Origin of the sequence: Bradyrhizobium sp. 40 (assembly GCF_023100925.1) — a bacterium.
GTDB lineage: Bacteria > Pseudomonadota > Alphaproteobacteria > Rhizobiales > Xanthobacteraceae > Bradyrhizobium.
Genome location: NZ_CP064688.1, coordinates 7,059,586 through 7,074,028, shown reverse-complemented (window position 1 = coordinate 7,074,028; position 14,443 = coordinate 7,059,586). Strand labels below are relative to the sequence as shown.

Annotated in this window: 14 protein-coding genes; 2 read left to right on the top strand and 12 right to left on the bottom strand. The window is 64.6% G+C overall.

What is annotated here, in order from left to right:
- Positions 1–26: 26 nt before the first annotated feature.
- Positions 27–1,220: an ABC transporter substrate-binding protein gene (locus IVB40_RS33905; protein ID WP_247404627.1), complete on the top strand. Its 1,194-nt coding sequence runs from the start codon at positions 27–29 to the stop codon at positions 1,218–1,220.
- A gap of 169 nt (positions 1,221–1,389) precedes the next feature.
- On the opposite strand, the gene IVB40_RS33900 is transcribed toward IVB40_RS33905, so the two are convergent.
- The 4 genes from IVB40_RS33900 to IVB40_RS33885 all read right to left on the bottom strand — a co-directional run bounded on the left by IVB40_RS33900 (position 1,390) and on the right by IVB40_RS33885 (position 6,056).
- Positions 1,390–1,776: an MAPEG family protein gene (locus IVB40_RS33900; protein ID WP_106941367.1), complete on the bottom strand. Its 387-nt coding sequence runs from the start codon at positions 1,774–1,776 to the stop codon at positions 1,390–1,392.
- A 95-nt stretch (positions 1,777–1,871) separates the two neighbouring features.
- Complete coding sequence (locus IVB40_RS33895) at positions 1,872–2,954, bottom strand: lipocalin-like domain-containing protein (protein WP_247817607.1); 1,083 nt, start codon at positions 2,952–2,954, stop codon at positions 1,872–1,874.
- Entirely contained in the window at positions 2,944–5,406 is a 2,463-nt protein-coding gene (locus tag IVB40_RS33890; protein ID WP_247817606.1) for an FtsX-like permease family protein, read from the bottom strand. The genes IVB40_RS33895 and IVB40_RS33890 overlap by 11 nt, the downstream gene beginning before the upstream one ends.
- Positions 5,403–6,056: an ABC transporter ATP-binding protein gene (locus tag IVB40_RS33885; protein WP_007598028.1), complete on the bottom strand. Its 654-nt coding sequence runs from the start codon at positions 6,054–6,056 to the stop codon at positions 5,403–5,405. The genes IVB40_RS33890 and IVB40_RS33885 overlap by 4 nt, the downstream gene beginning before the upstream one ends.
- A gap of 145 nt (positions 6,057–6,201) precedes the next feature.
- On the opposite strand from IVB40_RS33885, the gene IVB40_RS33880 reads away from it, so the two are divergent.
- The gene (locus tag IVB40_RS33880) at positions 6,202–7,548 is read left to right on the top strand and encodes an MFS transporter (protein ID WP_247817605.1); all 1,347 of its coding nucleotides are present in this window, start codon (positions 6,202–6,204) and stop codon (positions 7,546–7,548) included.
- 77 nt (positions 7,549–7,625) lie between these two features.
- On the opposite strand, the gene IVB40_RS33875 is transcribed toward IVB40_RS33880, so the two are convergent.
- From IVB40_RS33875 to soxZ, 8 genes are all read right to left on the bottom strand, one after another.
- Positions 7,626–8,834: an MFS transporter gene (locus IVB40_RS33875; protein WP_247817604.1), complete on the bottom strand. Its 1,209-nt coding sequence runs from the start codon at positions 8,832–8,834 to the stop codon at positions 7,626–7,628.
- Positions 8,835–9,131: 297 nt separating this feature from the next.
- Positions 9,132–9,305 (bottom strand): hypothetical protein, encoded by a 174-nt coding sequence (locus tag IVB40_RS33870; RefSeq protein ID WP_197031101.1) that lies wholly within the window; start codon positions 9,303–9,305, stop codon positions 9,132–9,134.
- An 86-nt stretch (positions 9,306–9,391) separates the two neighbouring features.
- Positions 9,392–10,429, bottom strand: a complete 1,038-nt coding sequence (locus IVB40_RS33865) for an MBL fold metallo-hydrolase (RefSeq protein ID WP_027565962.1) — start codon at positions 10,427–10,429, stop codon at positions 9,392–9,394.
- Between the two features lie 272 nt (positions 10,430–10,701).
- On the bottom strand, positions 10,702–11,157 hold the full coding sequence (locus IVB40_RS33860; protein ID WP_247817603.1) for a hypothetical protein: 456 nt from the start codon (positions 11,155–11,157) through the stop codon (positions 10,702–10,704).
- Positions 11,154–12,905 (bottom strand): thiosulfohydrolase SoxB, encoded by a 1,752-nt coding sequence (gene soxB / locus IVB40_RS33855; RefSeq protein ID WP_247817602.1) that lies wholly within the window; start codon positions 12,903–12,905, stop codon positions 11,154–11,156. Before soxB ends, IVB40_RS33860 begins: the two co-directional genes overlap by 4 nt.
- 55 nt (positions 12,906–12,960) lie before the next feature.
- On the bottom strand, positions 12,961–13,266 hold the full coding sequence (locus IVB40_RS33850) for a hypothetical protein (RefSeq protein WP_247817601.1): 306 nt from the start codon (positions 13,264–13,266) through the stop codon (positions 12,961–12,963).
- Positions 13,263–14,126, bottom strand: a complete 864-nt coding sequence (gene soxA, locus IVB40_RS33845; RefSeq protein ID WP_247817600.1) for a sulfur oxidation c-type cytochrome SoxA — start codon at positions 14,124–14,126, stop codon at positions 13,263–13,265. Before soxA ends, IVB40_RS33850 begins: the two co-directional genes overlap by 4 nt.
- A complete protein-coding gene (gene soxZ, locus IVB40_RS33840) occupies positions 14,126–14,437 on the bottom strand; it encodes a thiosulfate oxidation carrier complex protein SoxZ (RefSeq protein ID WP_204513134.1) in 312 nt (103 codons plus the stop codon). The genes soxA and soxZ overlap by 1 nt, the downstream gene beginning before the upstream one ends.
- Between the last annotated feature and the right edge of the window lie 6 nt (positions 14,438–14,443).

Below are 14,443 nucleotides of genomic sequence, written 5' to 3'. Positions count from 1 at the left end.
AAACAGAAAACTGCTGGGAGCAACCTATGAAATCAGCACTTTTGGCCGCTGTCGCAATTTCGGCCTTGCTGGCGGCCGCGCCGGCCTATGCGCAAGGCGTCAAGATCGGCATTCTCAACGACCAGTCCGGCGTCTACGCCGATTACGGCGGCAAATGGTCGGTCGAGGCCGCCAGGATGGCGATCGAGGATTTCGGCGGCGAGGTGCTGGGCCAGAAGGTGGAACTCGTCACCGCCGACCACCAGAACAAGCCGGATCTCGCGACCTCCATCGCGCGGCGCTGGTACGATGTCGAGAACGTCGACATGATCACGGAGCTGACGACCTCATCGGTCGCGCTCGCGATCCACGAGCTCTCCAAGGAGAAGAAGAAGATCGACATCGTGGTTGGCGCTGCGACCTCGCGCCTCACCGGCGATGCCTGCCAGCCCTATGGATTCCACTGGGCCTATGACACCCGCGCGCTCGGCGTCGGCACCGGCGGCTCGCTGACCAAGGCCGGCGGCGACAGCTGGTTCTTCCTCACTGCGGACTACGCCTTCGGCTACGCGCTGGAGAAGGACACCAGCGAGATCGTCACCGCCAATGGCGGCAAGGTGCTCGGTTCAGTGCGCGTGCCGCTCAACTCCTCGGACTTCTCCTCTTTCCTGCTCCAGGCGCAGAGCTCAAAGGCGAAGATCGTCGGCCTTGCCAATGCCGGCCTCGACACCACCAACTCGATCAAGCAGGCGTCCGAGTTCGGCATCGTCTCCGGTGGCCAGAAGCTCGCGGGCCTCTTGATGACGCTCGCCGAAGTGAACGGCCTCGGCTTGCAGGCCGCGCAAGGCCTGGTGCTGACCGAAGGCTATTACTGGGATATCAACGACCGCACCCGCAATCTCGGTGAACGCTTTCTCAAGCGCACCGGCCGGATGCCGAACATGATCCAGGCCGGCACCTATTCGGCGACGCTGAGCTATCTCAAGGCGGTCAAGGCCGCCGGCACCAAGGATCCGGATGCGGTCGCCAAGAAGCTGAAGGAGTTGCCGGTCGACGACGACTTCGCGCAAGGCGGCAAGGTGCTCGAGAACGGCCGCATGGTCCACGACATGTATCTGTTCGAGGTCAAGAAGCCCTCCGAATCGAAGAAGCCCTGGGACTATTACAAGCAGCTCGCGGTCGTTCCCGGCGAGAAGGCGTTCTTCACGGCCAAGGAGAGCGGCTGTCCGCTGACGAAGTAGGGCCAGCCAATAACTCCTATGTCGTCCCGGCGAAAGCCGGGACCCATAACCCCAGGGAAAAGTTGTGGGCGCGAACTGGTAACTCCGAGTCATCGTCAAACCACATCCCGTGGTTATGGGTCCCGGCCTTCGCCGGGACGACTCTGAGTGTGTGGCGGTTGCCCGCCCCTCACACCAGCCGCAGCACCACCGCGCCCAACGCCCCCGCCCACAGCGCAATCGCCGCGACGCCCTGGATCATGAAGCCCGGGCCGCGTTTAGCGGCAGCCTTCGAATAGCCGATGAAATAGACAATGCGGCCGATGATCCACACCGCGCCGATGCCGGCCGCGATGGCGTCGCCGATATAGATCGCGAACAGCCACAGCGCCGGCAGGACGATCGGCATCCATTCCAGCGTGTTCATCTGAATGCGAAACGCGCGCTCGAAATCCGGATGGCCTGACGTGGCCGGCACCTTAACACCGGTCTTGGTCCGCGCCCGCGAGACATTGATGCAGGTGAAGAAATAAAATGCGATCGCCAGCAGCGTGACGAGGGCGGTGAGACGATACATCGTTGGTTTCCTTAAAGCGTTTTCGAGCGAAGTCGACACCCGGCCCGCGTAAAGAAAAACGCGTCAAAACGAGGATCTAGACAGGTCGCGCTTCTTCAATACCCGGTCAGCTCGAGATAGCCAACGCCGTCATGCGTGCCGGCAAAGCTGATCGGCCCTTCCCAATAAGAAAAGCCGGTCCCCATCCACGCCTTTGGATTGAGCGGCTTGCACTGGATCGAGAACGACCGCGAGGGGATCGCGATCTGCCATTCCACCGGCAGCTTGTGTCCCGCGACCTCGGCGGTCGCCTTCGGAGTCATCTGGATGTCGTCGCCCGCAATCATGTGCGTATCGCCGGCGGCGGAGATCCAGTTGCCGAACGGATGATTCCGGCCGTCCTTCTGGCCCAGCCGGTACAGCATCAGCTTGTCGCCGGACGCCAGATGCAGCGACAGCCAGTCCCAGCCGGTCTGGTCGGTGTCGAGCGGCTGGCTGCTCCATTCGCGGTCCATCCAGGCCTGGCCGGAAACATCGACCGTCCTGTCGTCGATGGTGAGCGTGCCGCGGGCGCGATAGAACGGCTGGCTGTAATAGTAGGAGGCCTGTCCGCGCTCCGACTTGCGGCTGTAACCGCCGTCGCCCTGCAGCACCACCGAACGATCGGCCTCTAGCGTCAGCACGTAACTGAAGTCGGTGCCAGCGGCCTTCAGCGTTAGCGGCCCCAGCGTTCGATCGGCGGTGCGCTCGGATCCGTTCATCTCCCAATCATCTATCCAGGCCGAGAACGGCTTTGCGGTGACGCCAGCCTGGCCCACGCCACCGCGGGAAAACAGCTCGCTGAAGCGGTGGGTGTCGGCGCGTGTCACCGCGGCATGCGCCATCCACACCTGTTGATTGGCCCAGCCTTCTCCCTGTGGCCCCGGTTGCGTCGCCTGCCGGAACAGCGTCCATTGCAGGCCGCAAGCAGCGCCGCTGGCATCGACGAGATTCGCCGTGAGATACCACCACTCGATGCGAAACTCCGGATGCGGCCCGTGATCGTCCGGAAAGGCGAACGTCTTCCCCGGCGTGACCTTGGCAAAGCCGTCGGCCGTCGCGCCGAGCCCGGCATAGCCTTGCGCGCCCGCGCGGCGGACTGCCGCGAGCGCGGCGATGCCGCCGGCGAAGGTGCGCCGCGATATCCTGTCAGCGCTCATTGGCAAACACCTTGACGAGGCTCGCCGGCTGCATCCGGGCCAGTCGGATCATCGGCAGCAAGGCGGCAAGCAACGAGGCGAACAGCGCGACTGCGACCAGCTCGACCAGTTGCAGCGGAAACACATGGAACGGCAGCCGCCAGCCGAACGCCTTCACGTTGACGATCGCGATCAGGCACCACGCCACCAGCAGGCCGAGCGGCACGGCCAGGAGCGAGGTGAACAGCGCAACCGACAGCGTCTTGGTCAGTTCGATCGCGGCGAGGCGCGGCCGTGTGATGCCGATCGCCCAGAGCGGCGCAAGCTGCGGCAGGCGGGAATTCGCCAGCGTGAGAAGGCTGGTCAAAAGCGCGATGCCGGCGACGCCGAGCGTGAACGCGTTCAACGCCGACGTCACCGCAAAGGTGCGGTTGAAGATCCGGATCGATTCTGCCTTCACCGTCGCCTGGTCGGCGACGCTGCGCTCGTCGAGCGCAAACTGCTTCTGCAGCGCCGTGATCAGGCCGGGGATATTCTCCTTCGCGACGATGAGACCGATGCGCGTCTGCGGCGTCTGCGGAAATTGCCGGATCAGTGCCGCGACGTTCACCGCAAGCTGTCCCTTGGGGTTGCCGTAGTCTGCATAGATGCCGACGATGTCGAGCTCCCAGGTCCCGCCCGGCGCCGGGACGTCAACGACATCGCCGACGCGGACGTTGAGGCGGCGGCTCAGCTGCTCGCTGATGAACGCGGCATTACCGGGCACGAGCCGGGTCCAGGCACGGGGCGCGGCTTCCAGCAGCGGCCAGCGCTCGCGATAGAGCGCATGATCGGGCAGGCCGAGCAGCTCGACCGGCTGGCCCTGCACCTGCGCCTCGGCGCGTCCGCCCGACAGGATCGCCTGGACGTCGCTGCGCTCCTTCAGCCAGTTGCGGATCGCGACGCCTTTCGCATTGTCGGAGGCGCTGATGTAGACGTCGGCTGCGAGCCGCCCGTTGAGCCAGCCGATGAAGGTGCGGCTGAACGTTTCCACCATGGTGGACACTCCGACATTGACGGCGAGCGCGAGCAGCAGCGCCATCAGCGCCAGCGACAAACCCGAGAGCTGCTGCCGGCTGTCCGCCCAGAACCACAGCGCGAGCGGTTTTCGCGCGAAACGCTGCCCGGTTTGCAGGATGATGTCGAGGAAGGCCGGCAGGATCAACGCGGCGCCGAGCATCAGCGCTGCCAGCACGCCAAAGCCCGCGATCAGCGATTGCCCGTACTGGAGCAGCAACAGCGCGACCGCGAACACGGCGCAGGCAGCTCCGCTTTGCAGGATCAGCCAACGGCGCTGCCTCTGTTGCCAGGCGCGCGGCTGCGCGGTCGCCAGCACCGGCATCCTGACAGCCTTGATCAGGCTGGTCGCCGCGGCAACAAGCGCACCGGCAATGCTGATGCCGATCCCGGCGAGCCACCATTCAGGTCGCAAGCTGAGCTGCCCCGGGATCTGCGCGCCATAGAGTCCACGCAGGGATGCTGCGACGTCGGGCAAGAGCGCGGCCGCAATGAAATAGCCGCAGGCAAGCCCGATCAGGCCTGCGATCAGCGACAGCGCCACGAGCTCGACAACCAGCACGGTGTTGACCAGTCGCGCCGAGGCACCGCAGGCCCGCAGCGTACGCAGCATCGGCAGCCGCTGCTCGAAAGCGAGGCCGACGGCTGAATTGACGATGAAAAGACCGACGAAGAACGACAGCAGGCCGAACGCAGTGAGGTTGAGATGAAAGCTGTCGGTGAGGCGCTCCAGCTCAGTCTCCGCATCCGGCTCAACCCGCTGCAAGCGGTCGCCGACGACGCTCGCCAATGGCGCGGGCTTGCCCTTGGGCTTGCCGATCAGAAGCCGCGAGATCTGGTCCGGCTTGTTCAGCAGCCGCTGTGCCACGCCGATATCGACCACGAGCACGTCGGGCACGAGCTGCGGCAGCACCCGCAGCGGCGGCAGTTTTGCGCCGTTGCTGATCGCTGGTGCCGCGCCCTCCTGCTCCTGCAAATCGGTCAGCGTTTCCTTCGCCACCAGCGTCTGGCCCGGCGGCGCGACGAAGCTGCTTAGATCGGCGGCGCCGAGCCGAGGTGCATTGCCGACATCGACCGGCAGCGTCACCGGCTCGATGCCGAGCAGCCGGACCGAGCGCCCCTTGACCTGGACCCGGCCCTCCAGCATCGGCGAGACCGGCCAGCCGGCGCGACGGAGCTTGACGAACAATTCCTGCGGAAAGGTCGCGGCATCAGGCGCGACCAGCATCGGCGTGCGCGCGCCGCCGAAGGTTGCCGCGGCGCGGTCATAGGCGTTGCGGGCCTGCTGGTTGATCGCCTGCACGCCGCTCCACAGCGCAGTCGCCGCGATCAGCCCGATCAGGAGCGTCGCGAACTGCATCTTGTGGCGCCGCCAATGACTGAGCAGCACGGCGAGGACCCAGAGCGCGCGCCTCATGCGATCCGCCCGGCATGCAGATTGACGTGGCGATCGAGTGTCGCGGCCAGATGCAGGCTGTGCGTCACCATCAGAAAGCCGCAGCCGGTGCGCGTGACGAGGTCGCGCGTCAGAGCCAGCACGTCCTCGGCGGTGGCCTCGTCGAGATTGCCGGTCGGCTCGTCCGCCAACAGCAACGACGGCTTTGTCGCCAGCGCCCGGCCAATCGCGACCCGTTGCTGCTGCCCGCCCGATAATTGTTCTGGATACCGCTTGAGCAGGCCGCCAAGCCCGAGACGTTCGATCAGCTCTTTATACCAGGCTGCGTCGTACCGGCCGGCGATCCGCGCCTGAAACACCAGATTGTCTCCGACCGACAGACTCGGGATCAAATTGTACTGTTGAAACACCAGGCCGATCCGGTCGCGCCGCAGACCGGCGCGTCCCGCATCGGACAATTTGGTGACCTCGGTATCTTCCAGCCGGATCGTGCCGCTATCGGCGGCATCGAGCCCTGCAATCAGGTGCAACAGCGTGCTCTTGCCGCTGCCGGACTCGCCGGTCAGCGCGACGCGTTCGCCGGCCTTGAGGTCGAGATCGACGCCACGCAGCACATGGACCGGCTCACCGGCCGAAGAGAACGTCTTGGAGAGGTTGCGAATGCTCAGCACGATGAATGGCGCCGGACGGAATTAGCGGAATTGCTGCGTAGCACACTTGCTGCGGAAATGCCGGGTTGCGTTGGTCTTGAAGCCGTTGTTAGCTCCTAAGAGGACCAAATCAAAAAAGTGCCAAAAAGGGACGACGGGGAGAACGATGAGCGCTCAGGCAACGCAGCCCGCGGCGGGCAAGATGACGGGGATGTCCAAGGAAACGTCCAAGGAAACGCCAAAGGGTGCCTGGACCGTTACATTTCTCCTGTTTCTTTTCATGCTGGTGAACTTCGCCGACAAGATCGTCGTCGGTCTTGCGGGCGTTCCGATCATGACCGAGCTGAAGCTCGAGCCCGAGCAGTTCGGTCTGCTCGGCTCGTCGTTCTTCTTCCTGTTCTCGATCTCGGCGATCGTGGTCGGCTTCATCGTCAACAAGGTACCGACCCGCTGGGTGCTGTTGACGCTCGCGGTGATCTGGGCGCTGACGCAGTTTCCGATGGTCGGCACCGTCTCTTTCACCACACTCCTGATCTGCCGCATCGTGCTCGGCGCGGGCGAAGGCCCGGCGGCCTCGGTGGCGATGCACGCAGTCTACAAATGGTTCCCTGACGAGAAGCGCACGATGCCGACCGCAATCCTGTCGCAAGGTTCGGCCTTTGGCGTGATCCTGGCGGTCCCGGCGCTGAACTGGATCATCGTCAATCATTCCTGGCACTATGCGTTCGGTGCGCTTGGAATCGTCGGTCTGATCTGGGTCGCCGCCTGGCTCGCACTCGGCAAGGAAGGCCCGCTGGACACCCACGCATCGGCCGTGATCGAACCGAAAATACCCTATCTCCAGCTCCTGACATCGCGCACCTTCATCGGCTGTGTGACCGCGACCTTCGGCGCCTATTGGGCGCTGTCGCTCGGGCTCACCTGGTTCACGCCTTTCATCGTCAAGGGCCTCGGCTTCTCGCAGTCTCAGGCGGGCTTCGTCTCGATCCTGCCCTGGGTGTTCGGTGCGACCATCGTCATTCTCACGGGCTGGATCTCGCAGGTGATGCTGGCACGCGGCTACACGTCGCGGATCTCCCGCGGCGTGCTCGGCTCGGTGCCGCTGATCGTCGGCGGCCTGATCCTCTCGATGATGCCGCACGTCCAAGGCGCCGGCCTTCAGATCGCCCTGCTCGTGGTCGGCTCGGGCCTGTGCGGCGCGATCTACGTCGTCTGCCCGCCCATGCTCGGCGAGTTCACGCCGACGTCGCAGCGCGGCGCGGTTCTCGCGATCTATGGCGCGCTCTATACGCTTTCGGGCATCATCGCGCCGCTGGTGATGGGCAGCGTGATCCAGCGTGCCGGCAGCATGCTCGACGGCTACATGACCGGCTTCACCATCAACGCCGCGATCATGGTCGGCTCCGGCCTGCTCGGGCTGCTCCTGCTCTGGCCCAACACGGAAAAGGCCAGGCTGACCGGTGGAGCTACGCCGCAGGCCGCGCCGCTGAAGAGCGCGGTGTCGCCGACGTAAGGGGTGGGCTCCGCCAAACCCAATTACAGTCGTCGTTCTGGCCTGGCGCGCAATTGCGCTCCAGGCCGGGACCACGACTAGGTTTGCGGCCGCCGCTTCCGCTCCGTGAACGGCGACAGCACCACCGTCGCGACCATGAAAATCACGGAAGCCCCGAACACCCAATGCGGCGCGCTCTGGTCCATGATCCAACCGAACAGCAGCGGGCTGACGATGCCGCCGAGATTGAATCCGGTGGAGACGATGCCGAAGGCGCGCCCCGCCGCGCCGGGCGGCGCTGCATTGCGCACCAGCATGTCGCGCGAGGGCGCGATCACGCCGGAGAGGAATCCCGCGGTCGCCATCGTGGCGATCAGCGCCCAGCCCGGCAGCGTGACCAGCGCGATCAGCAGCACGATCGCCGCGTTAGCGGCAAAGCAGGCGGCGGCGACATAGCCGTGGCGCTCGGTGTGGTCGGCAAGGAAGCCGCCCGCGAGCACGCCGGCGGCGCTTGCACCGAGAAAGGCGGTGAGCGCGACGTTGGCCGCGGAATAGGTGACGCCATAGCCACTCATCAGCGCCACCACGCCGAAATTGTTGATGCCGGCGACGGACAGGCTGAGCAGCATGAACAGCGCCGTCAGCGTGATCAGGGCCGGCGTGATCACGGCTTGTTTTGGTGCGCCCTCGGTCCCCGGCTTGGTCTTGTGCGCGCCGGCATCGGGAATGTTCATCGTCACCAGCAACAGCGCGACCAGAACGCCGATCGCGCCCGATGCGATCAGCGCACCGGCGCCGCCAGATATGGTGACCATCGCGGCGACGATCGCCGGCGCCACCGCGCCGCCGAAATAGCCGGCAAAAGTATGGATCGAGAAGGCGCGGCCCATCCGCGCTTCGTCCATGTGCTCGGCAAGGATGGAGTAATCGGCGGGATGGTAGACGCTGTTGGCGAGCCCGAGCAGCACGGCGCAGGCGATTAGCGAGGTGTAGCTGAGATGCAGGCCGAGCAGGATCAGCGCGAAGCCGCCGAGGGCGAGGCCGCCCAGCAGGATCCGTCGCGCGCCAAAATGATCGACGAGATAGCCCGTCGGCGCCTGCGTCAGCCCCGACACCACGGCCGACACGGTGAGCGCAAAGCCGAGCTCGACATAACCGACGCCGAGTTGATTCTTGAGGAAGGGAAACAGCATCGGCAGGACCAGCAGATGGAAATGGCTGACCCAATGCGCGATCGAGATTCCCGTCAGCGTGCGTAGCGCGCTGTCCGCCTTGCCTTGCTGCGGTGCGGCGAGAACGTCGACCATTGCAGTTCCGTTTTATGTCCTTTGGAGACGCGCAAACTATCGGGCAGAGCGGTTATTTGTCCATGAACGCAGGCGCATGGCTGGTAGTGGGGGCGGGGCGAGAGGGGGTCATGAGAATGGCGAGGACGGTGGCTCCACATTGTCGTCCTGGCGAAAGCCAGGACCCATTACCCCAGGGGGCAGTTTGGCGGAGGATCATCGTCCGGGACTGCGATCCGTCATAATCGAGAGATCACGCGGAATGGGTCCTGGCTTTCGCCAGGACGACAGTTGAGAGCGTGGCAAGAGCCGAGCCCCTCAAAACGGCTCGTCATCCGGCCCGTAGCGGTCGCGCTTCGGGGTCGCCATGTCGCCGTCCTCGTAATCATCGTCGTCGGTGTCGAGCGGAGGCGGAGGCTTCTTCGCCTTGTCTTTTGCTGGCGTGTCGTCCGCAATTTTCGGCGGCGCGCTCGGCTTGCCGATCTTGGCCATGGCTGGTCCCGGATGGTGATGCTGCATCCGTCTAGCCTGAATATATGGGCAGCTGCTGATTTATCTCAAGAACGGCGGCAAGACGGTCAGTGCACCACCGGCCCGCCGGCCTTCTTCCAGGCATCGATGCCGCCGGCGATGTGGGCGGTGTTGGTGAGCCCGGCCTCCTTGGCGGCGGCGACCGCCATCGCAGAGCGTTCGCCGAAGGCGCAGAAGAACACGACGCGGCGGCCGGTGGCGGCCGCGACCTCGCGCAGCATGCCGCCGGGCTTGAGGCTGTCCTCAACGGACGGATAGGGCGTATGCAGCGCGCCTTCAAGCATGCCGTGCTTCATCCGCTCGTTGGTCTCGCGCAAATCGACCAGCAGGATATCGGGACGGCCGAGGCTGCGGATCGCCTCGACGGCGCGGAGCGCGCGGCCCTCTTTCTCCAGCTCCTCCTGGTGCAGGCCGACATGCATGTTGGCGGGCACCGCGACGTCCATCATCTTCGGATTGGGCAGCTTCAGATTGGCCATCAGCTCGATGTAGTCGTCGACCGAGCGGACCTGGAGCCGCGGATTGTAGCGCTTCTCCTCGCCGATGGTGGAGACGGTGTCGCCCTTGTAGTCATGCGCCGGGAACACCATCGTCTCGTCCGGCAGCTTGAGCAGGCGGTTGAAGATCGAATCGTATTGCGCGCGCGACGAGCCGTTCTGGAAATCGGTGCGGCCGGTGCCGCGGATCAGCAGCGTGTCGCCGGTGAAGACGCGGTCGCCCATCAAATAGGAATAGGAATCGTCAGTGTGGCCGGGCGTGTACATCACGTCGAGCGCCAGGCCCTCGATCGTCACCTTGTCGCCGTCGGCAACCCGCATCGCCACCACGTCGGCCTTGGTCTGGTCGCCCATCACGGTCATGCAATGGGTGCGGTCGCGCAGCTCGCCAAGGCCGGTGACGTGGTCGGCATGGAGATGGGTGTCCACGGCCTTAACCAGCTTGAGGTCGAGCTCGCGCAGCAGCTGGCAGTAGCGGTCGACCTTCTCCAGTACGGGATCGAGGATCAGCGCCTCGCCGCCGGGGCGGCTCGCCAGGAGATAGCTGTAGGTGCCCGAAACACTGTCGAAGAGCTGGCGGAAGATCATGGCAAGGCCCGGCGTGAATTACCCGGAGATTCTACTCCATTTCGGGCTCACAAGAGAAGCAATTCACTGTGTAAGCAAGAAAATTTGGAAGATTTTTATTCCTGTGAGGGGCGAGTGGGTGTCACCTGGCCACCGCTGTCATTCCCCGCGAAGGCGGGGAATCCAGTACGCCGCGCCCCTTCCGTACCCCTCGCCGTCTCGGAGTACTGGATCGCCCGCCTTCGCGGGCGATGACACCGGCTGTGCCGCGACGCCTTGCCCCGACAAAAGGCTCAGGGCCTCACCAATGTGTACCCGTTCTCGCTGAGAAGCAGGATCTGCCCGACCCCGACCTGCACCGGCGTGGCGGCGGGGATGAACTCCGGCCGCTTGCCGGTCTCCCGCTCGATCGTGTCGACGGTGTTGAGGCAGATGTCGAAGCGTACGCCTTGCGCGATCAGGCTTTCGACCTGCTTGCGGCGCTCGCTGCCTGACAACAGGAGATCGATGCCGGGACCGAACGCCACCACCTCGATCGCGACCTTGTCGGGGTTGTAGGCCTTCAGCAAATTGTTGGCGACGCTGAGCACCAGAGCCTGCTTCCTGGAATCGCCGTCGGAGAGCTGCAGCACGATCTTGTGCTCGGCGAACGGCTTGTCCTGGAGCGGCACCTGCTGCGCGAAAGCCGGCGGCGCCGCCCAGGCGAACAGCGCCAGCAGCATCGCGGATAGGGTTTGCGACCGCATCATCCCTGTCCTGCAATGCCCGGATTACCCTCGACGCCCTTTAGCGTGACGCCGGAGCCGAGCCGCTCCTGAAACATCCGGCCCGAGCGCAGATATTTTGCCACCACATCCCACACCGGCGCGCCTTGCTGGCTGTTGACCGAGGCCCAGCCCGCGACCTTGTATCGGTGGCTGGCACTGAGCGCCTTGCCGCCATTGAGCTTCAGCTCCGAGATGCGGCTGCCGATCGGCGCTGTCGGCATGCAGGTGTAGCTGAGCCCGCCGGCGCGCACCATGTCGCCGCCCTGCTGGTAATAGGGATCGGTATTGAAGAGGTTGTCGCAGACGTCTTCCAGCACGTCCTTGATCTGGGCGCCGGTCATCTCCTGCACATAGGTCTCGGGATAGCTGATCGCGGTTTCCGCGAGCAAATCCTCCATCGTCAGCGCCTGGCCGGACAGCCCGGTGACGCCCCAGCGGAAGCCCGGCGACAGCGCGATCTCGGCGTTGAGCTCGGTGCGCAGCGCGCTGCAGATCAGCTCGTCGACCGGGCCGGCGAAATTGTCGCGGCGATACAGCAGGCGATCGGGCGTCGCGATCTTCTCCAACCAGTCGGTGACGAAGGGCGCCCGCAACCGGCCGATCAGTTCCGCCATTGCGGGATCGGGCTTCAACAGCTCGGAATAGACCGGCAGCAGATGATATTTGACGTCGCCGACCTTGCCCTTGTCGAGCGCGAGATCGAGCACGGCAAGGAATTTCCCGTTGGAGCCAGCATTGGTGACCAGCGTCGTGCCGCTCGCATTCTTCACTGCGATGGGCTGCGGGATCGCATCATGGGTATGGCCGCCGAGGATGACGTCGATGCCGGTGACGCGGCTTGCGAGCTTGAGATCGACGTCCATGCCGTTGTGCGACAGCAGGATGACCGCATCGACCTTGTCGGCGCCGCGCAAGCCGTCGACATGCTTCTGGAGTTCCTCCTCGCGGATGCCGAAGGTCCAGTCCGGCGTGAACCGTTTGGGATGCGCGATCGGCACGTAAGGGAAGGCCTGGCCGACGATCGCGACGCGATGGCCGCCGAGCTCCTTGATCACGGAGGGCTTGAACACGCGCCCCGTCGCCTTGTCGAAGGCGGCGGCGTCGTTGAATGCCGCTTCCTCGGTCAGAAAAACATTCTGCGCCAGGAACTCGCCCTTGAAGCGCGCGAGATTGTCGCGCAGCGCCTGCTCGCCGTAGGTGAATTCCCAATGCCCGGTCATCGCCTCGATACCGAGCAGGTTTGCGGCCTCGACCATGTCGCGGCCCTGCATGATGTTGGCGAGTCCCGAGCCCTGCCAGAGGTCGCCGCCGTCAACGAGCACGGAGTGTTTTTCGCCGACATCGCCGCGCAAGCGGTCGATCAGCGTCTTCAGATGGGCGAAGCCGCCGAGCTTGCCGAAGCGGCCTGCGGACTTCTCGAACTCGAAGCAGCTGAAGGCATAGGCGTCCGCACTGTCGGGCCTGATGGCGAAACGGTCGAGGAAGGCGCGGCCGACCAGGTGCGGCGGCCGTCCCGCCATCTCGCCGATCCCGATATTGACGCTGGGCTCGCGAAAATAGACCGGATTGAGTTGCGCATGCGTGTCGGTGAGGTGAAGGATGCGCGCATTGCCGAACCGTTCGAGGTCGTAAATGCTCGCGGCCTCAGCACCGCGCGCAAGCCGTGGCAGGCTGAGCGATGCGGCAGCAAGGCTTGCATTCTTCAGGAAATCGCGGCGGCGGATCGCCATCCAGAAATTCTCCGCGCCCTCTCATGGCCGCAAGGCTGTTGCACAAGCGAACAGTCTAGCGGATTTCCATCGCCTTCCAGGCTTCTTTTTCGGAAATCGCCTGGAAGATCGACGCCTTCGCCAGCGCCTCGGCCTCCCTGGCTGCGGCAACGGCGCGGTCGAAATCGCCGCCATCGGCCGCCTTCTTCGCGGCGGCCAGCGTCGAGACGGTCACGGTCCACTGGTTGCGCATGCCGGCCGCCTCCTTGGAGGAGGCCTCGGCGGCGGCATAGGCCGCCTTGTAGTCTGCCTCATTCGCCGCGTGCGCCGCCGGCGCGAAGCTCAGGGCAAGCAGCATGGCGAGAGCAAGTGACCGCTTCATGGCCGCGCTCCCGGTCCCGATATCGGCAGGCCGTTGGCGAGGTAGGACAGGAAATATTCGACGTCGCGGTATTCATCCGCCTGTGGCTCCAGCGGAACCGCGCGGGTCTGGCTGTTGCAGGTGACGAAGCGGCGGCTGGTCGTTCCCATGCCGCTCCATTCGGAGCGGTAGATCGGCATCGCGTTCAGAATGCCGAGCGCCGGCGCCAGGATCTCGGCGCGGATGCGCTCGCCCGGGCTCTGCACATGGCAGCTCGCGCAGGAGAAGTTCAATTGGCCGCGGCGGGTGTAGAAATAGCGCTTGCCGTTCTCGAATGCCGCGAGCGCGCGAGGATCGTCGGGGATCGTGATGTCCATCGGCTTGCCGCGCGAGGTGAAGGCCATGTAGGCGGTGAGCGAGGCCATCTCGTCCTTGACGTAGGAATAGGGCGCCTCGCCATTGGCCTCGCGGCAGCGGTTGAGCGCCAGCTCCAGCGTGACGACCTTGCCATCCTTCTCGTCGAAATAAGGATAGTTCTGGCGGATGCCGATGCCGCCGTTCGGAAAACAGTCGGCATAAGTCTTGCCGTTCTTGAACGGGGTGGCGAACATCTCCTTGCCGGCGTCGAGCGCGAACTCGTAGGGCGGGAATTCCTCCTTCTCCTGCCACTGCCGCTTCATGTCCTCGTTCATGGAATAAGGACCGTTGACGAAGTCCTCGTGCTTCACGGTCGGGAACTTCTGGAAGAAGAAGTTCTGGAACGCCTTGGCATCGGCGATGGGATCGACCTTGTCGGCCGCCACCACGCGCGGAGAGGTGAGGGCCAAGGCGACGAGCGCGGCGCTCAACGAACCAAGCAGGATGGAGGTGCGGGCGTTCATCACGAGATCTTCGCGGTGGTGGTGTCCGACGCACCCTTGTTATCGGTCCAGGAGACCTTGAGATCGTCGCCCTTCTTAGCGCCCTTGAAGCTGAACTTGACGTAGGGGTCCTTCGATACCGCGGTGCCCCAATCGGCAACGAAGACGTCCTTGCCGTTACATTCGAATTTCAGCTGCTGGATGTAATGCGCCGGGATCAGCTCGCCCTTGGCGTCCTTGACGAAGCCGGTATCCATCGGGTGCTGGATCAGCGCCTGCACCTCGGTGATATCGCCGTTGGCGGTGGCGCGAACGCGAATGCTGGATGCCATATCGAT